Genomic DNA, 24871 nt, shown 5'->3' with positions numbered 1-24871 from the left:
ATCCGTGACCAGTGCGGTCAACCGGAACCGATTAACCGCGACAAGGAGCAGCATGACTTCGCGCACCCCCTGGCTTCAGGAATTGTTCGACACTCCGCCGTCCGAACGCCGGGCGCTTCTCGAATCACTGGTCGTCGCGGAGTTCAAGCGTGAACTGATGATGGGTGAGGAAGATGTGCTGCCTCTTCGGGTGAGTTACTTCGAACTCGGACTGACCTCGCTCGGCGCCGTGGACACGAGGCAGCGCCTCGAAAAGGAACTGGGGCGCCCGCTCGACGCGGCCTTCCTGTTCAACCACCCGACGGTCGGGGACCTCGTGGAATTCCTGACCACCGAGGTGGTCCCCGAACTCTTCTCCGCCACCCCGCCCGGGCCGGCGGCCCCGCAGGATGCGGAAGCTTCCACGAAAGACCTGGTCAACGACGTTCTCAAGGAGCTCTACCAGTGACCGAAACGGCCTCGCCCCGCCCCGATGCCCTGCTGCGGAGCCTGCTTCTGGAGAAGTACGAGCCGATCGCCGTCATCGGACTGGGAATCCGCCTGCCGGGGGAGAACAACACCCCCGAGGAGTTCTCCGAATTCCTTCGGGAGGGGCGCTCGGGAACCGGCCCCGTACCGGAGGACCGCTGGGACATGGACGCCGTCCAGGCCGCCGAGAAGGAGGCCGGGCGGAGCCCTGTCGCGGCGGGCGGCGGATTCGTCTCCGGCATGGACGAATTCGACTCCAAGTTCTTCAACATATCCCCGAAGGAAGCGGATTTCATGGATCCCCAGCACCGCTGGGCCCTGGAATCCGCCTGGCGTGCCCTGGAATCGGCGCACATCGATCCGGCGGCCCTCCGCGGTGGAAACGGCGGCGTTTATCTGGGCGTCGGGCAGATGGACTTCGCGATCGATGTCGAGGCACTGGACCCGATGGACCTCGACGCCCATGTCGCGGCCGGCACCGCGCACAGCGCCGCCGCCGGACGCCTCTCCTACTTCCTCGGCTGGCGCGGCCCCTGCCTGAGCGTCGACACCGCCTGCTCCGCCTCACTGGTGGCGCTGCACCTCGCCACCCAGGGACTGCGCCGGGGCGAGTGCGACATCGCCCTCGCGGGCGGCGTGAACGTGAACCACCATCCGCGCAACCACATCGTCTACTCGCGCGCCGGCATGCTGTCGCCCGACGGCCGCTGCAAGACCTTCGACGACTCCGCCGACGGGTACGGCCGCAGCGAGGGCTCCGGCATGCTTGTCCTGAAGCGCTTCTCCGACGCCCGGCGCGACGGAGACAACGTACTCGCGCTGATCCGCGGCTCCTCGGTCCGCCAGGACGGCGAGAGCGGCGGGCTGACCGTCCCGAACGGCACCGCACAGGTCGCCCTGATGCGGGACGCCCTGGCCGCGGCCAACCTGGAACCCGCGGACATCCAGTACGTGGAGGCGCACGGCACCGGAACCTCCCTGGGTGACCCGATCGAGATGGGCTCCATCAACACCGTCTTCGCCGCATCCCGCACGGACGGCGAACCGCTGGCCGTCGGCTCGGTGAAGACCAACATCGGCCACATGGAGGCCGCCGCGGGCGTCGGAGGTGTGGCCAAGGTCCTCCTCCAGCTCCAGGAAGGCGTGATCTACCCGCACATCAACCTGGAGACGCCGTCGCGCCACATCCCCTGGGACCGCTATCGCGTGACCGTCCCGACCCGGCTGAGCGACTGGCGGACCGACGGGCCCCGGCGGGCCCTGGTCAACTCCTTCGGCTTCGCCGGCACCATCGCCTCCGTGGTCCTCGAACAGGCGCCGCCCGCCACGGTGCCGCCGGCGGCGACGGACGACGGCACCGCCGTCTTCACCCTCTCGGCCAAGGACCACGCCGGGCTGCGGGCCCAGGCCGACGCCTACCGCCGCTTCCTCGACGCACACCCGGACCTCGCCGTCCCCGACCTCTGCCGCACCACCAACCTCGGCCGCGCCCACCTGCCCGCGCGGCTGGCCGCGCACGTCTCCTCGCGCGAGGAGCTGGAGCGGCTGCTCGACCGGCACTCGGCGAACGACGCCCCCGGGGCCCCGGATCTCCGCTTCACCGAGGCCGCGTTCCTCTTCAGCGGTCAGGGCGCGCAGTACGTCGGCATGGGGCGCGGCCTCTACGACCGCTACCCCGAGTTCCGCCGCCACCTCGACGAATGCGACCGGCTCTTCGCCGAGCACCTCGGCCGCTCGATCAAGGACATCATGTTCGGCCGGGCGCCGGACAGCGAGCAGGACATCAACCGCACCCTCTACACCCAGCCCGCGCTGTTCAGCCTGGAGTACGCGACGGCCCGGCTCTGGATGTCCTGGGGGATACGTCCGGGCATCCTGCTCGGGCACAGCATCGGAGAGATCGCGGCGGCCGCGGTCGCCGGCCTGTTCTCGACCGAGGACGCCGTCCGGCTGGTCTCCGTCCGCGCCCGGCTCATGCAGTCCGTGCCGACGACCGGTGGCATGGCCGCCGTCTTCGCCCCCGCAGAAGAGGTCGCCCCGCTCCTCGCGGCCCACCCCGACCTCGGCCTCGGCGCCGTCAACTCCCCGCGCCAGTGCGTGATCTCCGGCGGCAGCGACTCGCTCGCCGAGGTCTCGGACACCCTGCGGGAGCGTGGCGTCGACGTCAGGCAGCTGCCGGTGTCGCACGCCTTCCACTCGCCCCTGATGACCGAGGTGTTCGACGCGTTCCGCACGGCGATCGCGGACATCACCTTCCACGAGCCGCAGCTGAGCTTCGTCTCCAACCTCACCGGCGAGGTCGCCACCCTCGCCGAGGTGGGCACGCCCGACTACTGGGTCCGCCACATCGGCGAGCCCGTCGACTTCGCCGCCGGCATGCGCTGCGTACAGGCCCGCGGACCGCACGTCCTCATCGAGGTCGGCCCGTCCGGCGCGCTGATCGGACTGGGGCGGCACAACGGTGACCCCGACGCCCACCTGTGGGTGGCCAGCATGGCCAGGTCCGACGCCGGCGCCACCACCGTGGGCAACGCCCTCGCGCAGTGCTACCGGGCCGGACTCCCCGTCTCCTGGACGGGCTACCACGCCGAGCGCGGCGGACGGACCGTGGAGCTGCCGGGCTATGTCTTCGCGAAGAAGCGCCACCCGCTGCCCTCGGCCCGCCTGAGGAACACCCGGGCCGGCCACTCCTCCGGCCAGGCCCACCACCCGCTGCTGGGCCGGGACATCACCACCGAGGACCGGCGCGGCGCCGGGGAGCGCGAATTCAGCGCGCTGATCGCCCCGGACTCCCCGGCCTACCTCGCCGACCACGTCGTCATGGGCCAGGCGGTGTTCCCCGGCGCCGGTTACGTCGAAGTGGTGCTGGCACTCCAGGACGCGGTGCACGGCGAGACCGGCCGGCCGATCCAGGACCTGCGCATCCACGAACCGCTCTTCCTGCGCGACGACGAGCCGGCCGAGATCCGCACCCGGCTGCGCCCCCACGAGGCCGCCGACGGTGCCGACGGGCCCGCCGCCGTGGAGATCGTCAGCCGGGTGAACGGCCGGGACGGTGTGATCGAACGCGTCCACGCCACCGCCACCCTCGGCGCGGCGCCCGCCGGCCCCGCCGAACTCGGCGAACTCGCCGACCGGCTGCGGAAGGCCGCCGCCGACCCGGGCGAGCCGCACTCCCGGCAGCACGGCGACGACCTGTACGAGCGCTATGCCGAGCTGGGCCTGCCCTACGGCCCCGAGTTCCGGCGTGTCCTGCGGGTCGACCGGTACGCCGACGGCCTCGCGACCGGAGAGCTGCGCGGCCTGGACACACCCGCCACCGAGCACCTGCGCGCATCGGTCCTCGACTGTGCGATGCAGACCCTCGGCGCCGCCGTCGACCTGGACGGCACCTATCTGCCCGTCGGCTTCGACCGCGTCGAACTGCTCAAGCGCCCCAAGGGCGACCTGCGCATCCTCATCCAGGTCGACCTCGACCCGGCCGGTGAACTGCTCGCCGACCTCGTCGCCCTGGAGGGCTCCCGGACGGTCTTCGTCGTCAAGGGCGTGCGCCTCAAGCGCGTCGCCGACGCCCCGGCCGACCCCGCCGAGCGCATGCTGCTGCGCCCCCGGTGGCTCAAGCGGTCCCTGCCCTCGGCCCGGACGGGCGGGGAGGGCAGGCGCGTCCTGGTCGTCCGGCCGGGCGACGGCCTGCCGGACGACCTGCCGGACCGGCTCGCCGGCACCGGCATCGTGGCCCGGCACGCCCCCGACGCGGCCACCGCCGCCGCCCTGCTCGCCGAGGACGGCGCCGTCACGGACCTGTGCTGGTTCTGGACGCCCGAGCCGAGCACCGAGGGCGAGGAGCGGCTGCGCACCGAGACCGAGCGCAACTTCCGCGAACTGCTCGCCCTGGTGGCCGCCGCCACCGGCCCGGTCGCCGGCCGCGGCCCGCGGGTCATGCTGGTGACCGAACGCGCCCAGTGGCTGCCCGGTGACACCGCCGGCACCGTGCCCCAGGACGCCCTCGGCGCCGCCACCCTGTGGGGGTTCGGCGCGGTCCTGCTCAACGAGTACCCGGCGCTGCGCACCGTCCTGCTCGACCTCGACGGAACCGGCCACCAGCCGCTCGTCGACGAGTGGATCGCCGGTGACGGCGCGGGCGGCGAGCACCAGATCGCCTACCGGTCCGGCATCCGCCATGTGAAGCGGCTCTCGCCGCCCGCACCCGGGACGCGCGACGACACCAACACCGAGCTCACGATCACCGAGTACGGCCAGTTCTCCGCCGTCCGCCCGGTACCCGTCGAGGAGCACCCGCCCACCGGCGACGAAGTCACCGTCCAGGTCCACGCCGCCGGGCTCAACTTCAAGGACGTCCTGAACGCGCTCGGCATGCTGCGCCAGTACGCCCTGGACCACGACATCCCGTACGAGCCCCTCCCGCTCGGCTTCGAGGCCGCCGGAACCGTCGTCGAGGCGGGCCCCGAAGCCGCGTTCCGGCCCGGTGACGAGGTGGTGCTGAGCCGGATCGGCTCCATGCGGCGACGGGTGACCGTCCCGTCCACGGTCGTGGTGCGCAAGCCCGGCAACCTCACCTTCACCGAGGCGGCCGGACTGCCCGCCGCGTTCGTCACGGCCTTCCACGCGCTCCATCACCTCGCCGGGATCAAGGCGGGCGACCGGGTCCTGATCCACGCGGCCGCCGGCGGCGTCGGACAGGCGGCCGTACAGCTCGCCCGGCTCGCCGGTGCCGAGGTGTACGCCACCGCCAGCCCCCGCAAGTGGCCCCTGCTGCGCTCCCAGGGCGTGACACACATCATGAACTCCCGCACCCTCGACTTCGCCGACGAGGTGCTGGAGGCCACCGGGGGCCGCGGGGTCGACATCGTCCTCAACAGCCTCAACAAGGACTACATCCCGGCAGGGCTGAAGTGCCTCGCCGAGGACGGGCGGTTCGTCGAACTCGGCAAGATCGGGATCTGGTCGCCCGAGCGGATGCGGGCGGAACGGCCCGACGTCGGCTACCACAACTTCGACCTCAGCGAGCTGCCCGCCGACGAGCTGGAACGCCTCAACGGCGACATCCTGCGGACGGTCGCCGAGCACATCGAGGCAGGCCGGCTGACCCCCCTGCCGGTCGTCGGCTACTCGCTCGACGAGATCGAGGAGGCCTTCGGCGTTCTGAGCCGGGGTGCCAACCTCGGCAAGGTCGTGCTGGAGTTCCGCGACGAACGGGACCTGCCCGCACGGCCGGTGCACATCGACGCGGGGGAGACCTACCTCGTCACCGGCGGCCTCGGCGCACTCGGACTGGCCTCCGCGCGCAAGCTGGTGCGGGAGGGAGCCCGGCACATCGCGCTCGTCAGCCGCCGCGCCGTCGACGAGGACGAACGGGCCGCGATCGCCGCCGGACTCGGTGAGGGCGTCGACGTCCGCGTACACCGGGGGGACATCGCCGACGCCGCCGACCTCCGGCGGATCACCGACGAACTGACCGCGGGCGACCACCCGCTGGGGGGCGTCCTGCACGCCGCGGGCGTCCTCGCCGACGCCCCGCTCGCCGCCCAGACCTGGGAGAGCATGGACACCGTCCTGCGCGCCAAGGTCCACGGCAGCTGGCTGCTGCACCGCGCGGTCGCCGAGATCCCCACGGTCCGCTTCTTCGTCGGCTACTCCTCGATCTCCTCGGTACTCGGCGCCGCCGGCCAGGCCAACTACGCGGCGGGCAACGCATACCTGGACATCCTCATGCAGTGGCGGGCGGCCGCGGGCCTGCCCGGACTCAGCGTCAACTGGGGCCCGTGGGGCGACATCGGCATGGCCGCCTCGCTCACCGGGCGCCAGATCGACGGCATCGAGGCACGCGGACTGAAGTTCATCAAACCCAACGCGGCACTGAACGCGCTGTTCACCGCGCTCTCCCGGCCGCACGCCCAGACCGTCGTCGGCGAGTTCGGCTGGGATGCCTACATCGACGCCCTGCCCACCCCCAACGCGCTCTTCGACGAGCTGCGTTCGGGCCCCGGCGGCGGACCGGACCGCACCGAGTTCGACATCGACGCGCTGCTGGTCCGGCCGAAGTCCGAGCGCGAGGTCGCGCTCCGCGAACTGCTGCGGGCCCGGATCGCGAACGTACTGCGGTACGAATCGCCCGAGGAGATCGATGTCGACGCACGGCTGGTGGATCTCGGCCTCGACTCGCTCGGCACGGTGGAACTGAAGAACGCCCTGGAGGCAGCGCTCGGGATCCCGCTGCCCGCCTCCACCCTCTTCGACCACCCCGCCGTGCGGCCCCTGGCCGCCTTCATCGACGAGCAGCTCGTGCCGGACCGGACCGAGGAGGAACAGGCCGCAGCGCCGCGGCAGCCGTCCGGCGAGGATGTCCGCGAGCTGACCGACGCCGAGGCGGACGACGAACTCACCGCACTGCGCGGGATGTTCGAGTGACGGGAGGCCCGAACGTGACGAGCTACATCGACCACCTGGAAACCCTGTCGAAGAAGCAGCTCATGGTGATGCTGGCCCGGCAGCACCACGAGCGGAAACAGCCGGTCGCCGTCATCGGCATGGGCTGCCGGCTGCCAGGAGGGCTCGACGACCCCGGGGCCCTGTGGAACGCGCTGCGCGAGGGGCGCGTCCTGCCCACCGAGACGGCAGGCGTACCCACCGACAGCCTCGGCCGGCCGCGCTGGAACCTGGCGGCACCGGACCTGGCACCGCTGGCCGGACGGCTCGGCCAGGGCGCCTATCTGACGGATGTGGACCTCTTCGACGCCGACCGGTTCGGCATCGCGGAGGAGGAGGCCCGCCACATGGACCCCCAGCAGCGCCTGCTCCTGGAGGTCGCCGCCCAGGCCCTCGCGGACGCCAACCTCTCCCGGGAACGCCTGCGGGGCCGCGACGTCGGGGTCTACGCGGTCGCCGGGCCGGTCGAGTACCCCTACGCCTGGCTGCGCGGCGGGGTTCCCGGCACCGGACTGTCGCCGCACATGAGCACGGGCAGCTCGCCCAGCGCCTTCAGCGGCCGGATCGCGTTGTCCCTGGGGCTCAACGGCCCGGCCGTCACCGTCGACACCGCGTCCTCGTCCATGCTGACCGCCGTGCACCTGGCGGTGCGGGCGCTGCGCGACCGCGAGTGCGACATCGCCCTGGTCGGCACCTGCAACCTGCTGCTCTCCCCGTTCAGCACCGGCATCCTCGACCGCGCCGGGATGCTCTCTCCCACCGGCCGCAGCAGGCCCTTCAGCCGGCACGCCGACGGACACGTCCGCGGCGAGGGCTGCGGGGTCGTGGTCCTCAAGCGGTACGCCGACGCCGTGGCCGACGAGGACCGGCCGTACGCGCTGGTGCGCGGCAGCGCCGTCCACGCCCGGGGCGACCGGCCGGGCATCTCGGTGGCCCCGGCGCGCGGCCAGCGGGCGGTGATCGAACGGGCGCTGAAGGACGCGGGCACGGCCCCCGAGGACGTGAGTTACGTCGAGGCACAGGCCAACGGCTCCCGGATCGGCGGCCAGATCGAGGCCGAGGCCCTGGCCGACGCGTACGCACGGCGCACCCCCGACGCGCCGCCGCTGTACATCGGCTCGTGCAAGGCGAACATCGGCTACCTGGAGACCGCCTCCGGCGCCCCCGGACTGATGAAGACGGTGCTGGCGCTCGCCCACGCGGAGATACCGCCGCAGCCGGGCGAGGACGAGGCCGACCCGGACATCCCGTGGGACCGGACGGCGCTGCGGCTCGCGGCGAAACCACTGCCCTGGCCCACGACGGGCAGGCGGCGGGCGGCCGTCAGTGGCTACGGCTTCTGCGGCACCCTCGGACATGTCGTGCTGGAGAGCGTCCCGGAGCGCCCGGAACCGGACACCGGGGCAGCCGAGGACCGGGGCCCCTGGCTGCTCCTGCTCTCGGCCCACCACGCCGAGGCACTGGCCGGCACGGCGGACCGGCTGGTGAGGCATCTGCGGGAGAGCACCGGCTGGTCTCCCGCCGCCGTCTGCCGGACGCTCGCCGAGGGCCGCGACCACGCCGCCGTCCGGTACGCGGCCCTCGTCCACGACCGCTCCGGCCTCCTGGCCGCGCTGGAGCGTGCGGCCTCGGGCGCCCCCGGTGCGGGGTTCGACGCCGACGGCCCGCAGGAGTCCGCCGCCGACCAGGTGCGGCACGGCCGGCGGTATCTGGCCGGGGAGGCCCCCGCCACCGCCGAGCTGTGGCCGGAGGGCACCGCGCGCCCCCGGCTGCTGCATCTACCGGGCCCGGCGCTCGTCGGACGGCGGTACTGGCCCGATCACCACAACTGGCTCTGAACTTTCACGGAACAGGAACCCCGCATGTATTACCCGAACCTCAGAACCGCCGCCGACACGGTGGCGTTCCACGCGACCCACCACCCCCGGCGCACCGCCGTGAGCTGCGAGGGCCGGGAGGTCACGTACGAGCGACTGCACCGGGAGAGCAACCGCTCGGCCCACGCCCTGCGCGCCGCCGGTGCCGGGCGCGGCTCCCGCGTCGCCTACCTGGGCAAGGAGTCCGAGGACTACTACGAGATCTTCTTCGCCTGCGCCAAGACCGGAGCCGTGCTCGTCCCGATCAACTGGCGGCTCAGCCCGGCCGAGGTGGAGCACATCCTGCGCGACTCGGGCGCCGAACTCCTCTTCGTGGAGAGGGAGTACGCCGAGACCGCGGCCCGGATCCGGGCGGAGCTGCCCGCCCGGCCCACCGTCGTCGGGCTCGACGGCGGCTCCGACCGGGGCGCCGGCTTCCGTGAGTGGAAGGAGGGCCACCCGGATCACGGGACGGCCGTCGAGGCAACGCCCGACGACCCGATCGCGCAGATCTACACCAGCGGCACCACGGGCCTGCCGAAGGGCGTCGTCCTCGCCCACCGCAGCTTCTTCGCGATCCGTGATCTGCTCGCGGAGCACGGTCTCGACTGGATCGACTGGCACCCGGGGGACGTCAGCCTGATCAGCATCCCCGGCTTCCACGTGGCGGGCATCTGGTGGGCCATGCAGGCGTTCAACGCCGGAGTGACCAACGTGGCCATGCGCATGTTCACCCCGCACGACGCCGTGCGGCTGATCCGGGAGCTCGGTGTCACCACCACCCTCGCCGTGCCGTCGATGCTCCAGATGATGCTGGCCGAACGCGGCGTGGGGCCTGCGGACTTCGTGTCGCTGCGCCTGGTCACCTACGGCGGATCCCCGATCTCCGAGACGCTGATGCTCCAGTGCATGGAAATCCTCGACTGCCGGCTGGGCCAGCTGTACGGGCTCACGGAGAGCGGCAACACCGCGCTGTGCCTGCCGCCTGCGGACCACCGCGCCGGCAGTCCGCGACTGCGCGCCGCGGGCCGCCCGTACCCCGGGGTCTCGGTGCGGGTGGTCGACGAGAAGGGCAACGTCCTCGAACCCGGTGCCGTCGGGGAGATCTGTCTGCGCACACCCGCGGTGATGCTGGAGTACTGGAACATGAAGGAGGCGACGGAGGAGACCCTCGCCGACGGCTGGCTGCACACCGGGGACGCCGGATACCTCGACGAGGACGGCTACGTCTATGTGTGCGACCGCCTCAAGGACACCGTCATCGTCGCCGGCGAGAACGTCTACCCGGCGGAGGTGGAGAACGCGCTGTGCACCCACCCCGCGGTGGCCGAGGCAGCCGTCATCGGAATACCCGACGAACGCTGGGGCGAGGCGGTGCGGGCCTTCGTCGTGCCGCGCCCGGGAATGTCGGCGACCCCCCGGGAACTGAAACTCCACCTCCAGGGCCGGATCGCCGATTTCAAGTCCCCGAGCGGTTATGAGTTCGTCGAGAAGATTCCGCGGAACCCCAGCGGAAAAATACTCAGAAGGGAACTCCGCAAGGAATTCTGGGCCGAACGCGAACGACAGGTGAACTGATTCGGGACGCCGTTCTCCGGTACGGCTCCGGGACCGGTCGAAACCGGTCCCGGAACCCTTGTGCCGGTGCGCGTGAAATCAGCGGGAGCGGCAGCAGCCGACGTGCTGCCATTCCGCCTTGTGCCAATAGTGCGCGGAATCCCGGTGCGCGCTGGGCGCCGCGGCCCCGACCTTGTTGCGCGGTGTTCCGCGCCCGCCGGCGGCCGCGGCGGCGGGACGGAACGGTTCGAGCAGCTCCGGTATGCCGTACGCGTGGCCGCCGACCATGACCCGGCGCACCGCCGCCGCCGCGTCGATGTCCGCGAGCGGGTCTCCCGCCACGCACAGCAGGTCGGCCAGGTGGCCCGGCGCCACCCTGCCCAGCCGGTCGCCGAGACCGAGGGCCCGTGCGGCGTTCCCGGTGGCCGTCAGCAGTGACTCGCGCGGGGTGAAGCCGTACTTCACCAGGGTCCGGAGGTTCTGGTGGATGCTGATGCCGATGTCGTCCAGAGCCGCGTCCGTGCCGGCCACGACCAGCCCCCCGGCCCGCTGCACACGCAGCAGCATGTCACTGTCCGCGGCGGTCCAGGCCTCGTTGAGCTGGGCCTCCGCGCTGCCCGACGCCGCGACCTCGGCCTTCTGGAGAAGCCGGCCGTACTCCCAGTCGGGGTACAGCACCCGGGTCCGCTCGTCCTCGATGAGCGAGCGGTCCTCGACGAAGAGTTCGGAGGCGAACAGCGTCGTCGTGGAGATCCACATGCCGCTCGCCACCAGCAGGTCCACCGAGTCCTGGAACGTCCGCCCGGAGGCGAAGCTCAGCGTCCGCGAGTAGCCGAGGCGGTTGCCGCCCCCGGTGTGCTCCATGCCGTCCAGGCCGGTACGGGCCGCCGGATAGAGGTAGTGCGAGGTCACGGGGATACCGGCGGCGTGCCCGCGCGCCACGACCTCCCGCTCGTACTCCAGCGGCAGCCGGATGTACGACTTCAGCAGGTCGTAGTGGAGCGCCAGGGCCCGCTGGAGGTCCCGGTCCAGCTGCTCGGCCGAGAGGACCGGCCGCATGACGTGGTGGCGGCCGCGGGTTCCTTCGAACCCTTCACCGGAGCCGAAGTAGCGCGGCCCGACCTTGGTCCCGGCCGCCAGCGCCTCACGCGTCTCGACCATCTGGTACGAGGGGTCTGCGGGCGTACGGCTGGTGGTGACACCGTAGGCGAGCCAGGCCCGGCCCTGCCGGTCGCCCCACTGGGGGCCCCGCCAGTGCCAGTGGTTGTGGGTGTCGATCAGGCCCGGCATGACGGTGAGGTCCGAGGCGTCGACGACCCGGTCGCCCCGCACGCTCCCGCGCCGCACGACCTCCTCGATCCGGCCGCCCCGCAGCACCACATCGGCGCCGTGCCGCAGCGATCGGGACGTACCGTCCCAGACCGCGCCCGCGCGCACCACGGTCCGCCCCGAAGGAGCGGTGCGGCGGGTCCAGGACAGCCGGGTCGGTACGGTGCGCGGGGTGCCGCCGTCGAGGCCCACCGTGCGCAGCCGCCCCAGCGAGAGGTAGAGCAGCGTGCCGCTGCCGGTTCCGACGGAGAAGGAGTCGGCGATCTCCTCGGTGATCCGCACCGGCTCCCCGGTGATCCGGCCGGCCGCGTCCACCGGGACCTTCCACGCCTGGCTCTCGATGCCGACGACGAGATGCGTACCGTCGGGCGTCCACAGCGGGCCGTCGCCGTTGCGGGTGGAGATCGAGCGTCCCGGTGCCACCGGCTGGTAACGCAGTTCGTTCGTGGTCAGGTCGACGGTGAGGATCTGATTCACACCGTTGAGGCTGCGCCGGGAGTACGGGGCGGCAGCGGCGAGCGCCAGGATCCGCCCGTTCGGCGACCACACGGCCGGGCCGGGCTGGTAGAGCGCGGGGGTGACCTGGGTGACCGAGCCGTCGGCCAGGGTCAGCACCCAGTTCGCGCCGCTCTCGTCCTGGTACGCGATGCGGGAGCCGTCCGGTGACCAGCGGGGCGCGAGCTGGGCGTTCGGCAGATCGGTGATCCGCTCCGAGGTGCCCTTCGCGATGTCGTACCGCCACAGGTTCGCGGTGCCCGCCCGGTCGCTGACGTAGACGAGGGACCGGCCGTCGGGCGACCAGTCGGGGGAGGAGTTGTAGTAGCCGTCGGAGACGATCCTGACGGGGCGCTCGGAGCCGGTGAGCAGCCACAGCGCGTTCAGCGCCCGGAAGGCGATCTTCCGGCCGTCGGGGGAGAGGGCCGGGTCGGCGATGCCCAGTACGTCCTGGGGGCCGTCGCCGGTGAGGTCCGGCCCCCGGCGTCCTTCGTGATCGACCCGGCGCACCCCGACCGTGGCGGTGAACGGGATCTCGGTACGCCCGCCCCCGTCGAGGGAGCGCCGGCATATCCGGCCGTCGGCGGTGTAGAGCAGTTCGCCGGGCGACGACCAGACCGGTGCGAGGGGGAAGACGTCCTCGTCCTTCGTCAGGGGCCGGTCCTCCAGCATGAGTTCGGAGCGGGCGCCGGTGACCCTGATGTACGCGAGCCGGCCGTCGGGGCCGAGGGACGGAGCGTACAGCGCGGCGTCGGCGGGGCCGGTCAGCAGCGTCCGGACCTTACCCGTGGCCACGTCGACCGTCTCGATCGAACCCTGCTCCGCCACGTACGCCACCTGCCGGCCGTCGGCGGACCACGTCGGCATCGAGAGGTTGCGGTCCTGCTGGGTGATCGCCCGCCGGGCGCCCGTCGCCGTGTCGAGGATCTCGATGCGGCCGGTGTTGTCCCGGTCCGAGGCGAACGCTATGAAGCGGCCGTCGGGGGAGAACTTGGGTTCCTGGTCGTACCCGTCCCCGGTGGTCAGCCGACGTGCCCCCGACCCGTCGGTGCCGATGCGCCACAGATCGTAGGTTCCGGACCGGAAGGACTGGAAGACCAGGCTCTTCCCGTCCGGCGCCCAGTGCGGCTGCGTCGCGTCCAGCGCGTCGTCGGTGAGCCGGCGTGCCGTGCCGCCGCCGGCCGGCAGCAGCCAGATCGCGTTGAGCGTGTCGATGGCGAGCGTCCGGCCGTCCGGCGACAGTGCGGCGCACAGATTGGCGCTCTCATGGGTGTCCACCCGGACTAGGCCGTCGCTGGCCGTGCGGCCGGCCGTGCTCTCGTCGGCGTGGGCGACGGCGCCCGTGCCGAGCTCGCCCGCGAACCATAACGTTCCCAGCCCGACGGCACCGGAACGATGCAGCAGAGCACGGCGGGACAGAAGACCCGAGCCTTCCTCGGGAAGCTCCTCGGATGCTCCGGATGTCTGTGCGGTCACGGTGATCCCCCTTGCGCGGCGGAAGGCGACGCACCCCCATTCCCGGTGAGCCGCCCCGTCGTTCGGACGTGTGTTCGTTGGGCGCGTTGAAATATATGGCATCGGCCAATGCGGTGGAGGGATTCAGGACAGATCTTTGAGAATGGCAGCCGGATTTCCGTGTTTCGTCCCGAGGACAGGCCATTTCCCTGTCGGGGCGGGGTGCGGTGGCGGTGCCGGGGAATTGCGGAGATCCTGGCAGGGGAACGTGGCTGTCTTCGTACGGGGCCATGTGCGTCGGTGGCCGCGCCGCAACAGGAAGGCATCGGTCATGACAGCGATCCCTGACAGAACACCGGCGGGGCACGGGGGATCCCGCGGCACGAAGCTCGACGGCGCCTCCCAGGTCGCCGGGTCTCTGATGATGCTCAGCGGGCCCCTCAGCATTCTCGTGGGCGCGTCCGGCATCGCGGAGGACAACCTCTTCGCAGTCTCGACCCGGTACGCCTACCGGTTCGACCTCACGACCTGGGGCGTGATCCACCTGGTGATCGGCGTGGCGCTGGTCGTCGCCGGCCTGGCGATCCTGATGAACAGGAGCTGGGGCCGCGGTGCCGGTGTGGCGGTGGCGGGGATCAGCCTGATCACGCAGTTCATGTTCGTTCCGTACTACCCGGCGTGGGCCATCCCCGTCATGGTGATCGACCTCATCATCATCTTCTCGCTGACGAGGTTCCAGGTCGGAGCCGCCGACAGCCGGTGAAACCGGGGGCGTTCGGCGCCCTGCGGAGCCCTCGGGGGCCGGTGTGCGACGGGCGAGCGCGTACCGGACCGCGGCATCTCCTTCTCGCCCCCCTCGCTCTCCGCGCTCGCCACGTCGCCCAGGAGGGCGAGCACGGCAGCGGGGAGCGGATACGGCACCGGGGCGGGCGCAGGGACCGGGGCGGCGGGAGCGGGGGCCGGCGGGAGCGGGGCCGGCCCTGCGCCGTGGGGCTTTCCGGCTCGTCCGGTGCCACCCGCGGTGCGCAGATCTCGCGGGCCCGCGAGGTGTGCCCCGCGCTCATCAGCAGCTCCGCGCAGCTCTCCCGGGCCTCGGTCCCGGTTTCGGCGTCCTCGCACTCGATGGCCCGCTCCGGCCAGGGGTACGCCGCCTCCTGCCGGCCGCCCGTGGCCGGCATCCGGCCGAGCGGCAGCAGCGCCTGCGGACGGTCCCGGTGTCCTGCGAGCGGGCCGGCGGCAGCAGGGTCTTCTCGGCCTCGGACAGCAGGCCCGGACGGAAGAGGCGCTGTCCGGACAGTGCCGCCCTCAACCACATTCGACGGATCGGGTCCGGTGTCGGATGCGGCCCGCGGGGGCGCGGCCGGCCGAGGGGCCTGTGACCTGGCCCTGGGCGGGACTTCGGGCGGCAGGAGGGCTGTGCGAGACTCGACCGTGCGCTGCACCGACCGGGTCGTCAACTCCCCGTCCGCCGGGTTCCGGTCGGTCGGGTGCGCCGGGCCGCAGGCCTGTCACCTCGAAGGGAAGCTCTCCGGATGCGCATCGGGATCGTCGGCACCGACAACAGCCATGTCGACCAGATCGTCCGCCACCTCAACGTCGAGAAGGCCGGCGGCGACGCGCGCGTGGTGGCTCTCAGCGGCGGTCGCGGCCGGCGCAACGACACGCTGGCGGCCACCGGAGGGATCGCGACGGTCGTCGACGAGCCCGCCGGCCTGCTCGGGCTGGTCGACGCCGTCGTCGTCGCGGACCGGGACGGCGCGAACCACCGGGAGCAGGCGATCCCCTTCCTGGCCGAGGGTCTTCCGGTCTTCGTCGACAAGCCCCTCGGCCGCACCGTCGCGGACGCCCGTGCCATGATCGACGCCGCCCGCGCCCACGGCGCGCCGCTGACCTCCTCCTCGGCGCTCCGCTGGATTCCCGACACCGAAGCGCTGGTGGCCGGGTCGGCGCAGGCAGGCACGCCGCACCTGGTCGTGGTGTCCGGGCCGGCCGATCCCGACGGCGACCACGGCGGGATCTTCTTCTACGGCATCCACGCGGTGGACATCGCCCTCAGGCTCGCCCCCGGCGGGATCTCCGGCGTCCGGACGGACATCACCGACACCACGGTCGTCGCGTCGTTCACCGCCGGTGCCACCCGCGTCGTCGTGAACCTCGTCAGGCCGGGCACCACGGATCAGATCCCCTTCCACGCGATGACGTTCACCCGGCAGAGCATGGCCCAGCGGACCCTCACCCCGGGTGCGGACTACTGCGTACCCGGCCTCGAAGCGTTCCTGGAGATGGCGCGCACGGGCACGCCGCCGATCGGCTACGGGGACCTGCTCCGGCCCATCGAGGTGCTGGAGAACGTCGCCGCCGCTCTGGGCGAGGCGTCCGCCGACGCCCGCTGAGCCGAGCGCACCGCGCCGCCGGGCCCCGGGGCGCGGTGCGCCGTGAATTCCCGCGCGGGTTACCGGCAGGCGAAGGGATTCGGTCCGACAGGCGCACTCCGTAAGACAAATGGCCTGGTGGGATCACCATACGCGTGCGTCGGTTCGCCATGAGTGATGCCGGTGTGACCTGGGGCACAAGATCCTTGACAGTCGCCGGACGGGTGCCGAAAGCTCACTCATCATTGGTCTGGACCACAATGAATGGGCGGGGTTCATGTTCGAGCCGTCACGTGCTTCTGCCGTGGGGAACTGATGGGTCGTCAATTATCCGATGTGCGGCTGGCTTTGTGCGAGTCATGGCAGGCGTTCGGTGCCGCCGCGCTGCTGGCCCGGTTCGGCCCCGACGCCCCATGGCCCCACTCCTCCTGGGCCCGCGAGGCGCACGGTGCGCTGACGCCGCGGCTGAGGTCGGTGGTCGCTCTGGCCCGGCCGCGCGGGCGCATTCCCTCGTTCCTCACCGGGGGCGTCACCTCCCGGAAGGTGAATGTCGCGGACGAGCTGGACGGCCTGGCGCGCACCCCGGCCGGGCTCGTCCGCGACGAGCTGGCCCGCGAGTACCCGCAGGCGTTCGCCGATCCACTGATCGCCGCGCTGATCCGGGAGCCGGAAGCACAACTCCGTTATCTGGCCGTCGAGTTGGCGAACTTCTGGCGATCCGCGATCGAGCCGCGCGGGGGCGGTCTCGCCCGCTGTCTGGAGGAGGAGATCCTGTTCCGGTCGCGCACCCTGGCGATGGGCGGGGGAGCGGCACTGCTCCGGGATCTCGGGCTTCCGGCCGAGCGCACGGACGGCGCGGACCGGGTGACCGCGGTGCCGATGCTCTTCGCGGACGGCACCCACTGGTGGTCGGTCGCCGAGGGGCGGACCGTGGTCGCCTTCGCCGCGCGGGGAGCGGGGCTCCTGCACGCCGATCCGGAGCGGGAGAGCGCCGCACAGTCCCCGCGCGAGGACCGGCTGGCGATCCTGCTGGGCCGGGGGCGCGCGTCCGTGGTCCGCGAGCTGGCCGTACCGATCACCACCTCCGCGCTCGCCGACCATCTGGGACTGGCCGCGAGCACGGTCTCGCAGCACCTCTCCGCCCTCGTCTCCGCGGGCGTCGTGCAACGTCACCGGGCCGGCACCCGCGTCCTGTACGAGCTGAACCGTTCGGGTGTGACGCTCACGCAGTGCCTGATGAACCAGTGAAACCGACGGCGCCGGCGTGGACGTGACGGACAGTCAAATTCGTGCCGCAGGGCCCTCTCCGAGGCGATTCGGCGTACACCGAAAGGCTTGTCCGCCCCATTGCGGTCGACAAAGGTCGAGGTGGGGAACTGCTCGGGCCACGTCCGTCGCCCGGCCCGAAGCCCGCCGGACGCGGCGGCCGCGCCGAGGCCGTTCCCCGGCACCCACCGCGGTGATGTGCCCGGACCGGATGCGCTGGGGGAGCGGCCGGTCCGCTCAGCCACCGAGAACTTCGAACCTGGAGTGACTGCATGCCGACGCCCACCCCGTACCTGCACCGAGCCCCCTCGGACCTCCCCTACTTCAGCTCGGACGGCGAGGCGTATCTGACGCAGACGCCCCTGAGGGACATCCGCAAGACGCGACAACTCCGGGTGCTGTCCCAGGAGGACTTCGACTTCTGGCAGACCTACGGGTACGTCATCGTCAGGGAGGCCATTCCCGCCGCAGCGGCGAAGCGCCTGCTGGAATTCACCTGGGACTTCCAGGGGCTCGACCCGGCACGGCCCGAGAGCTGGTACGAGGACCGGCCGTTCCGGAACGATCTGGACCGGGAACTGCACGTCTACGGCTTCGTCGAGGCGTACCACCACCAGCTCATCTGGGACAGCCGGCAGGCCCGGCGCGTCTACGACGCGTTCGTCGACGTGTGGGACTGCGAAGAGCTGTGGGTGACGCTGGACCGGCTCAATCTCAATCCGCCCAACATCAAGAACCGTGACCGCGCGCTCATCGCCCCCACGGACCAGGGCTTCGACATCGAGCTCCACTGGGATGTCGACACCACGCTCGGCGTTCTGCCGCAGAGGGTGCAGGGGATCATCGCGCTCAACGACACCGGGCCCGAGCTGGGCGGCTTCCAGTGCTCGCCCGAGCTGTTCCGCCGGTTCGAGGAGTGGAAGATCGCACAGCCGGCCGACCGCGACCCGATCAGACCGGACGCCGACCGCAGTGAGTTCCCAGTGGTCCGGCCCCAGTTGAAGGCCGGGGACCTGCTCATCTGGAACGGACTGCTCGCGCACGGCGTGGCACGCAACACCTCGGAGAACGGGGTACGCGCGGTGCAGTACCTCTCGATGATGCCCGCGCTCGAATCGCACGAAGACCTCAGGCGGTCCCGGATCGAGTCGTGGCGCCGGCTCGGCACACCGGACTGGAACAGGACGCTGGTCGGCGACGCCACACAGCACGAATCCCTCAGGTACGGCACCGCCGCGCTGAACGGCCTCGGCGAGAGGCTGCTCGGGCTGACGTCCTGGAACGAGCGGGAATCCGAAGCGCCGAAGGGGGAGCCGGTATGCGCAGTATCTGCCTGACCCTTCCCACCAACAGGCCGTGTGCCGCCACGATTTCGGCCGTCGGCCAGGAGGCGGATCACGCGGCCGTTCACTTCGGCGTCGAGGTGCATCTGCTGATCCTGGACTCCTCCGGGGAGGACGCGTTCACCGAGCACGCCGAGGTGGTCGCCAGGGCCCGCCGGGCCCCGAACGTGATCACGCATCACCTCGACGAAACACAACAGCGGGACTTCCTGCGCCGGGCCATCCAGCGCTCCGGTGTCGTCGAGCCGGACCTGATGCTCGACCTCATGCTTCCGGCCGGCGTCTCCTACGGCGCCTGCACCAACCGCGCGTTCCTGATCGCCGCCGCGCTCGGCTGCCGTTCGGTGCACCGCAGGGACTCCGACAGCACATATCAGGTTCTGGACGGCGAGACCATCTTTCCCGTCCACCACGAGCTGACCTCGCTCGGGAAGGCCGCGGCCGACGCGGCGGGCGGTGTGTCCGAGAACGTCCTCGACCCGGCGCACGCGGCCAAACCGGTGGTGATGGTGGGCAGTTCGTTCGTGGGTGAACTGTCGGTGGACATCGGCGAGATATCCCGGCTGGACAACGGCGTCTACCACGATGTCGTCAGTCTGTGGGCCCCTCGCCACTGGTCGGACGAACAGAAGCGGGAACTGGTCGAGGAGTCCTTCAGGGGAGCGGGCACCGACCCGTTCGTCCGCGACCACTCGACCCTGACCCATGTCGACCCCATGCGGGTGGACATGTGCAACATCAGCTTCCTGGACGAGGTGTACGAGCGGGTGCCACTGCCGCCCGCGACCGACACCATCGGCAGTGACTACTTCCTGATGCACCTGGTCCACGACGGCACACTCCCCGGCGTGCTGCACAACCGCAACATCGTGAACCACTACACGGCCGAACGCCGCACCGACGCCGGATTCATGGCCTATCAGCTGCGGTTCACGAAGTTCTTCCTGTCGATGCTCTACTTCAACCTCATCTACGAGCGGATGGCGGCGGCCGGTGCCACGCTGCTCGACGACGATTTCCGCGTACGCCCCGAAACAGTGGCCGAGCTGGCGAGGTGGAGCGCCGGGGCGGACCGCGAGGAGAACCTGCACCGGCTGGACGTCATCGATCGCTCCTACCGTCGACTGGGCGGCAGATACGCCGAGTTCGCCGATGTCCTGGCGTCGCGCGGCGGACAGCTGCTCGAAGAGGCCCGGGCGGACATCGAGAACTTCGCGCTGCTGACCGAGGCCTGGCAGTCCCTGGTGAGGGCGAGCAGAACCACCACCGTCCACCGGCCGGCCACATCCGCCGGCGTTCATCGGCCGAGCCACTAGGCGGGCCTGGATCATCATGCATCTCAATGCCCATACGCGCGCTGCGCTGGAAGCCGCCGACGAGGACCGCATCGTCTTCGATCTAGCGGGAATCGAAGCGCAATACGATGCACTGTTACGGGAGTTGCCCGGCATCTCCGTCCGGTTCGCCATGAAGTCCTGCCCCGTGGACGAGGTTCTTTCCCGGCTCGCGGAGAAGGGGTCGGGATTCGACGCGGCGAGCCCGAACGAGATCGCGCAGGCCCTCAGGACCGGTGTGCCGGTCGACCGGATTCACTACGGCAACACCATCAAGTCCGACGAGAACATCGCCGAAGCACACCGCCTCGGCGTGCGGACCTTCGCGACCGACAGCCTGGAGGACGTGGCTGCGACAGCGGCCCACGCCCCCGGTTCCCGGGTCTTCTGCAGGCTGGCCACCAGCGGCGACGGGGCACTGTGGGGCCTCAGCCGGAAATTCGGCTGCTCCGGGACCGACGCGGTACTCGTCATGGAGGCCGCCCGGTCGGCCGGACTGACACCGGCCGGCCTCTCCGTCCACGTCGGCTCGCAGCAGATGACATCGGAAGCCTGGCAGGACGCCTTCGAGCGCATCGCCGATGTGCTCACGGACCTGAACCGGCGGGACATCTTTCCGGACCACGTCAATCTCGGCGGCGGCCTGCCCGCTCTCGGCTATCTCGACAGCCGGGGAATTCCGCTGGACCCTCCGCTGGACAAGATGTTCGCGGTGATCCGGGAAGGCATCCAGCACCTCGGGGCGGTCTCGGAGACCCCGCTGGACTTCGTCATGGAACCGGGCCGTCATCTGGTCGCCGACCACGGCGTGATCAGAGCACATGTGTCCCGGCTCTCGTCCCGCGGGCAGATCGACGGCGAACGCGAACACTGGCTCTATCTGAGCTGCGGAAAGTTCAACGGGCTCTACGAAATGGACCAGTTGCAGTACCGGCTGCAATTTCCCTCCCACTCCGGAACGGAACACGTACCGGCCGTTGTCGCGGGCCCCACCTGCGACAGCGACGACGCCTACGACCACACGCACAATCGTGTCTCCGTGCCCGGATCCGCCGCTTCGGGAGATCCGGTCTGGATTCTCTCCAGCGGCGCCTACGCCACCGGCTACATGACGCAGGGATTCAACGGCTTCGATCCCCTTCCGTACACCTGTGTCGAGGGCGGATAGATGGGCCACGACATGTGCATACGCCCTGTCTCGGAGCGTGACTGGGACGCCGTCGTGGCGCTGGAGGCCGGTGCGTACACCGACGCCGGTCTCTCGGAAGGCCGGGCGGCACTGGAGTCCCGGGCCAGTGCCTCGCCCGCCACCTGCTTCGTACTGGACCACGGGAACCGGACCGTGGGCTATCTGCTGGCACTGCCCTATCCGATGTTCGAGTATCCGGACCTGAACCGGACGGAGGACATCGTCTTCCACTCGCGCAATCTGCATCTGCACGATCTCGTCATCGCCGAGGAATTCCGTGGCAGGGGCCTGGCGAAGAGCCTGCTGCGGCACTTCACCGGAACGGCGGAGGTGAAGGGGTACGAGGGAATCTCCCTGATCGCCGTCCTGGGCAGCGACACCTTCTGGGCGGCGAACGGATTCAGGGCCCATCGGGAGGTCACACCCCCGGCGGATTACGGCCCGGACGCGGTGTACATGTCCCGGGCCCTGCCGGCCGTCCACAGCAGGAGAACGAACCCCGCCCGTGCGTCCTCGCACCGGGCACCTCTGGAAGATGAAGTGGGCTGATTGCCGATGTCTGGCGTTACCGATCAATTCCGCCGAGCGCAGTTCGCGATCGCGGCGTTGTTCTGTTTTCTCGGATTCCAGTACGCGACCTGGGCATCACGGCTCCCCGCCATCAAGACCCGGCTGGACCTGACGGAAGCGGAACTGGGCCTGCTGCTGATGGCCTGCGGCGCGGGCGCGGCCGCGTCGTTCCCCCTCGTGTCGATACTGATGAAACGCATGGGCTCACGACGCCTCGCGGTCCTGTCGGCCGTGGTTCTGAGCCTGCTCCTGCTCGCGCTGTCGGCAGCACCCAACTACCCGGTCGCCCTCGTCGTCATCTGCTGCGACGGGATCGCCGTCGGCAGCCTGAACGTCGCGATGAACGCTCAGGGCGCCGCGCTCGAAGTCACCTATCGGCGCACCGCCATGGCCAGACTGCACGCGACGTTCAGCGCGGGCTCGCTGTTCGCCGCGCTCCTCGCCTCCGGTGTGAACCTGCTGACCACGGATGTCTCGGTGCACTTCGGTGTGGCCGCGGCCCTGCTGCTCCTGCTGGTCGGACTGACCAGGTCGGGCCTGCTGACCGAGGACCAGCAGGCCCCGGCCGAGACCCCGGCCGAGACCCCGGCCGAGACCCCGGCGAAGAGCCGCCGCAAGCTGAGCATGCCGTCCCGCGTGACGATATGGATGGGCTTCGCGATGGTGTTCGGCACGGTCACCGAGGGCGCCATGAACGACTGGTCCGCGCTCTACATGAAGGACGTGGTCGACGCGGCGCCGGAACTGGCGCCCATGGGCATCGCCGTGGTCTCGGTCATGATGGTGCTGGCCCGGGTCTTCGCCGACGGCTGGCGCAGCCGCTGGGGCGACGGGCGCATCGTCCGCGTCGGCGGAGTGGTGGCCGGTGTCGGGCTGGCACTCGCGCTGTCGGTGGGCGGTGTGGTGCCGACGCTGATCGGGTTCGCCTGCGTCGGCCTGGGCATCGCGGCCGTGACGCCGTGCGTCTACGTGGTGGCGGCGGCGCAGGGCACGGACGCCCTGGCCCTGGTCGCCGCCATGGGAACGACGGGCCTGCTGGCCGGACCCGCGCTGATCGGCTTCATAGCGAGCGCCGGCAGCCTGGTCTGGGGAATGGGCGCCGTCGCCGCCTCGGCGATCCTGGTGTCCCTGTGCGCCACACGGATCCGCTGGCCGAGGCTCGCCGGGTCGCAACCCCGGGTCCTGAGCCCCGAGACCTGAGCCCCGGGACCGTGAGCACGGGCGCTCCGGGACTCCGTGACCCCCGACCGGTTGGGCGAGCTCCCGGCACCAGGCAGGATGGTGCCGTCCAGCCGGTAAGGGGAGACCATGATCGAGAAAATTCTGCCGTTCCGGGTAGCGGTGGCAGAGGCGTTCTCCGACCTGCCCGACGCCGTGCTCCTGCCCGGTGAGGAGGAGCTGACCCACGGGTTCGTGGAGAAGCGGCGCGGGGAGTTCGCCACGGCGCGTCACTGCGCCCGCCTCGCCCTCGGATCGCTGGGCATCGCTCCCGTCCCCATCCTCAAGGGCGCGCGCGGTGCCCCGCTCTGGCCGCAGAACACGGTCGGCAGCCTCACCCACTGCACCGGCTACCGTGCCGCCGTCGTGGCCCACCGGGCGCATGTGCGCTCCGTCGGCATCGACGCCGAGTGCGACGCGCCGCTCCCCGGCGATGTGCACGGCAGCATCGCGCTGGCGACGGAGCAGCGGCGTGAGCGGGAACTGCGCCTGGAGCACCCGGGGACCAACTGGGACCGGCTGCTGTTCAGCGCCAAGGAGGCCGTGTACAAGACATGGTTCCCGCTCACGCAGCGCTGGCTGGGCTTCGAGGAGGCCGATATCGAACTCCATCGGGACGGCAGCTTCACCGCCCGGATCCTGGCCTCCGACCTGGCACCGGCGGCCGGCCGGGGAGCGCCGGAGGTCCCCGCGGTCTTCAACGGCCGCTGGCTGTCCGAGGGCGGCCTGCTGCTGACCGCGATCGTTGTCGAGAACACCTCCGCCCCGTAACCTCTGTCCGCATGAGTGAGGATCACCCGGGCGAAGAGCGCATGCGCGCACGCGAGTTGGGCATCTCCCTGAACGGTGAGCCGGGGAAGTGGAACGCGATCACGGACGTCCCCGGCGTCGAGGTCGGATACGTCACCCTCGTCGACGGCGACGACGTACGCACCGGCGTGACCGCGCTGCTGCCGCGCGGCCGGGAAGGTGTGGGCACCCCCTGCGCGGCCGGTTGGCACTCGTTCAACGGCAACGGTGAGATGACCGGCACCGCGTGGATCGAGGAGACCGGCTCGCTCGCCGTTCCGGTGGTCATCACCAACACGTACGCGGTCGGCCCGGTGCACCGGGGCGTGGTCGAGTGGGTCCGCGCCAACTGCCGGGGCATGGCGCCGGAGTGGCTGCTGCCGGTCGTCACGGAGACCTGGGACGGTCACCTCAACGACATCCACGGCCCGGCCGTGGAGTCCCGCCACGCGGCGGACGCGATCGAGGCGGCGGCGTCCGGCCCGGTCGAGGAGGGATGCGTCGGCGGCGGGACGGGCATGCGCTGCTACGGCTTCAAGGGCGGCTCGGGCACCGCGTCGCGCGTGGTGGAGTACGGCGAGGACCGGTACACCGTCGGAGCCTTCGTCCAGGCCAACTTCGGCGCACTGCGCGAACTGGTGGTGGCCGGCGTGCCGGTGGGGCGCGAGCTCGCCGACCCGGCCGGGGCGGAGGCCCCCGAAGCGACGGCGGACGGGGAGCGCCCGGTTCCGCCCGGCGCGGGCTCGGTGATCGTGGTGGTGGCGACCGACGCCCCGCTGCTGCCGGGTCAGTGCAAGGCGCTGGCCCGCCGGGTGACGCTCGGCCTGGCCCGTACCGGCACCACCGGCAGCCACTTCTCCGGGGACCTGTTCCTGGCCTTCTCCACGGCCAACCCGTCGGCACTGACCAGTACGTTTCCCGAGAACGACGGCAGCGCCCCGTACGAGTCGATGCGCTTCGTGCCCTGGGGCCGGATGGACCCCTTCTACGGCGCGGTGGTCGAGTCGGTGGAGGAGGCGGTGCTCAATGTGCTCACCGGCGCGCAGCCGATGACCGGCCGGGCCGGCCACCATGTCCCGGCGCTCCCGCTGGACCGGGTGACCGGACTCCTGGCGGCGCGCGGAGCGGTCTCGTAGCCCACGAACGGGGGCACTCACAGCCGCTTCGCGGCGGGCTCGTTGGC

General features: G+C 71.2%; 15 protein-coding genes. 14 read left to right on the top strand and 1 reads right to left on the bottom strand.

The features are described 5' to 3' along the window. Window positions 1-4: 4 nt before the first annotated feature. From ACFVH0_RS12700 to ACFVH0_RS12685, 4 genes are read left to right on the top strand one after another with little or no spacing between them, the layout of a single operon-like run. Window positions 5-448 carry an acyl carrier protein gene (locus ACFVH0_RS12700; RefSeq protein ID WP_385819564.1) on the top strand — a complete coding sequence of 148 codons (444 nt, stop codon included), beginning with the start codon at window positions 5-7 and terminating at the stop codon, window positions 446-448. Continuing rightward, complete coding sequence (locus ACFVH0_RS12695) at window positions 445-6897, top strand: SDR family NAD(P)-dependent oxidoreductase (protein ID WP_385819563.1); 6453 nt, start codon at window positions 445-447, stop codon at window positions 6895-6897. Before ACFVH0_RS12700 ends, ACFVH0_RS12695 begins: the two co-directional genes overlap by 4 nt. 14 nt (window positions 6898-6911) lie before the next feature. Beyond that, a complete protein-coding gene (locus tag ACFVH0_RS12690; protein ID WP_385819562.1) occupies window positions 6912-8753 on the top strand; it encodes a beta-ketoacyl synthase N-terminal-like domain-containing protein in 1842 nt (613 codons plus the stop codon). A 24-nt stretch (window positions 8754-8777) separates the two neighbouring features. Continuing rightward, window positions 8778-10349: a fatty acid--CoA ligase gene (locus tag ACFVH0_RS12685; protein ID WP_385819561.1), complete on the top strand. Its 1572-nt coding sequence runs from the start codon at window positions 8778-8780 to the stop codon at window positions 10347-10349. 78 nt (window positions 10350-10427) lie between these two features. On the opposite strand, the gene ACFVH0_RS12680 is transcribed toward ACFVH0_RS12685, so the two are convergent. After that, the gene (locus ACFVH0_RS12680) at window positions 10428-13628 is read right to left on the bottom strand and encodes an amidohydrolase family protein (RefSeq protein WP_385819560.1); all 3201 of its coding nucleotides are present in this window, start codon (window positions 13626-13628) and stop codon (window positions 10428-10430) included. Window positions 13629-13938: 310 nt separating this feature from the next. Here ACFVH0_RS12680 and ACFVH0_RS12675 point away from each other — a divergent pair, with 310 nt between their 5' ends. From ACFVH0_RS12675 to ACFVH0_RS12630, 10 genes are all read left to right on the top strand, one after another. After that, complete coding sequence (locus ACFVH0_RS12675) at window positions 13939-14370, top strand: hypothetical protein (protein ID WP_385819559.1); 432 nt, start codon at window positions 13939-13941, stop codon at window positions 14368-14370. A gap of 769 nt (window positions 14371-15139) precedes the next feature. Further along, complete coding sequence (locus ACFVH0_RS12670) at window positions 15140-16000, top strand: Gfo/Idh/MocA family protein (protein WP_385819558.1); 861 nt, start codon at window positions 15140-15142, stop codon at window positions 15998-16000. 315 nt (window positions 16001-16315) lie between these two features. Further along, window positions 16316-17227: an ArsR/SmtB family transcription factor gene (locus ACFVH0_RS12665; protein WP_385819557.1), complete on the top strand. Its 912-nt coding sequence runs from the start codon at window positions 16316-16318 to the stop codon at window positions 17225-17227. A 290-nt stretch (window positions 17228-17517) separates the two neighbouring features. After that, a complete protein-coding gene (locus tag ACFVH0_RS12660) occupies window positions 17518-18582 on the top strand; it encodes a phytanoyl-CoA dioxygenase family protein (protein WP_385819556.1) in 1065 nt (354 codons plus the stop codon). After that, window positions 18564-19904, top strand: coding sequence for a DUF6271 family protein (locus ACFVH0_RS12655; protein ID WP_385819555.1), 1341 nt, complete (start codon window positions 18564-18566; stop codon window positions 19902-19904). The genes ACFVH0_RS12660 and ACFVH0_RS12655 overlap by 19 nt, the downstream gene beginning before the upstream one ends. 16 nt (window positions 19905-19920) lie before the next feature. After that, window positions 19921-21090: a type III PLP-dependent enzyme gene (locus tag ACFVH0_RS12650; protein WP_385819554.1), complete on the top strand. Its 1170-nt coding sequence runs from the start codon at window positions 19921-19923 to the stop codon at window positions 21088-21090. A 12-nt stretch (window positions 21091-21102) separates the two neighbouring features. Then, the gene (locus ACFVH0_RS12645) at window positions 21103-21660 is read left to right on the top strand and encodes a GNAT family N-acetyltransferase (protein ID WP_385819553.1); all 558 of its coding nucleotides are present in this window, start codon (window positions 21103-21105) and stop codon (window positions 21658-21660) included. 6 nt (window positions 21661-21666) lie between these two features. Continuing rightward, window positions 21667-22881: an MFS transporter gene (locus ACFVH0_RS12640; protein WP_385819552.1), complete on the top strand. Its 1215-nt coding sequence runs from the start codon at window positions 21667-21669 to the stop codon at window positions 22879-22881. A gap of 108 nt (window positions 22882-22989) precedes the next feature. Continuing rightward, complete coding sequence (locus tag ACFVH0_RS12635) at window positions 22990-23670, top strand: 4'-phosphopantetheinyl transferase (protein WP_385819551.1); 681 nt, start codon at window positions 22990-22992, stop codon at window positions 23668-23670. 11 nt (window positions 23671-23681) lie between these two features. Continuing rightward, a complete protein-coding gene (locus ACFVH0_RS12630) occupies window positions 23682-24824 on the top strand; it encodes a P1 family peptidase (protein WP_385819550.1) in 1143 nt (380 codons plus the stop codon). The last annotated feature ends 47 nt before the right edge of the window (window positions 24825-24871 follow it).

It is taken from the genome of Streptomyces sp. NPDC127117, from assembly GCF_042677325.1.
Lineage (GTDB): Bacteria > Actinomycetota > Actinomycetes > Streptomycetales > Streptomycetaceae > Streptomyces.
This window is presented reverse-complemented; position numbering and strand designations above follow the sequence as displayed.

Bases quoted from the DNA above. Each gene is read 5' to 3' on its own strand.
- ACFVH0_RS12685 (WP_385819561.1), top strand. From the start codon at position 8,778: ATGTATTACCCGAACCTCAGAACCGCCGCCGACACGGTGGCGTTCCAC.
- ACFVH0_RS12675 (WP_385819559.1), top strand. From the start codon at position 13,939: ATGACAGCGATCCCTGACAGAACACCGGCGGGGCACGGGGGATCCCGC.
- ACFVH0_RS12670 (WP_385819558.1), top strand. From the start codon at position 15,140: ATGCGCATCGGGATCGTCGGCACCGACAACAGCCATGTCGACCAGATC.
- ACFVH0_RS12660 (WP_385819556.1), top strand. From the start codon at position 17,518: ATGCCGACGCCCACCCCGTACCTGCACCGAGCCCCCTCGGACCTCCCC.
- ACFVH0_RS12655 (WP_385819555.1), top strand. From the start codon at position 18,564: ATGCGCAGTATCTGCCTGACCCTTCCCACCAACAGGCCGTGTGCCGCC.
- ACFVH0_RS12650 (WP_385819554.1), top strand. From the start codon at position 19,921: ATGCATCTCAATGCCCATACGCGCGCTGCGCTGGAAGCCGCCGACGAG.
- ACFVH0_RS12645 (WP_385819553.1), top strand. From the start codon at position 21,103: ATGTGCATACGCCCTGTCTCGGAGCGTGACTGGGACGCCGTCGTGGCG.
- ACFVH0_RS12640 (WP_385819552.1), top strand. From the start codon at position 21,667: ATGTCTGGCGTTACCGATCAATTCCGCCGAGCGCAGTTCGCGATCGCG.
- ACFVH0_RS12635 (WP_385819551.1), top strand. From the start codon at position 22,990: ATGATCGAGAAAATTCTGCCGTTCCGGGTAGCGGTGGCAGAGGCGTTC.
- ACFVH0_RS12630 (WP_385819550.1), top strand. From the start codon at position 23,682: ATGAGTGAGGATCACCCGGGCGAAGAGCGCATGCGCGCACGCGAGTTG.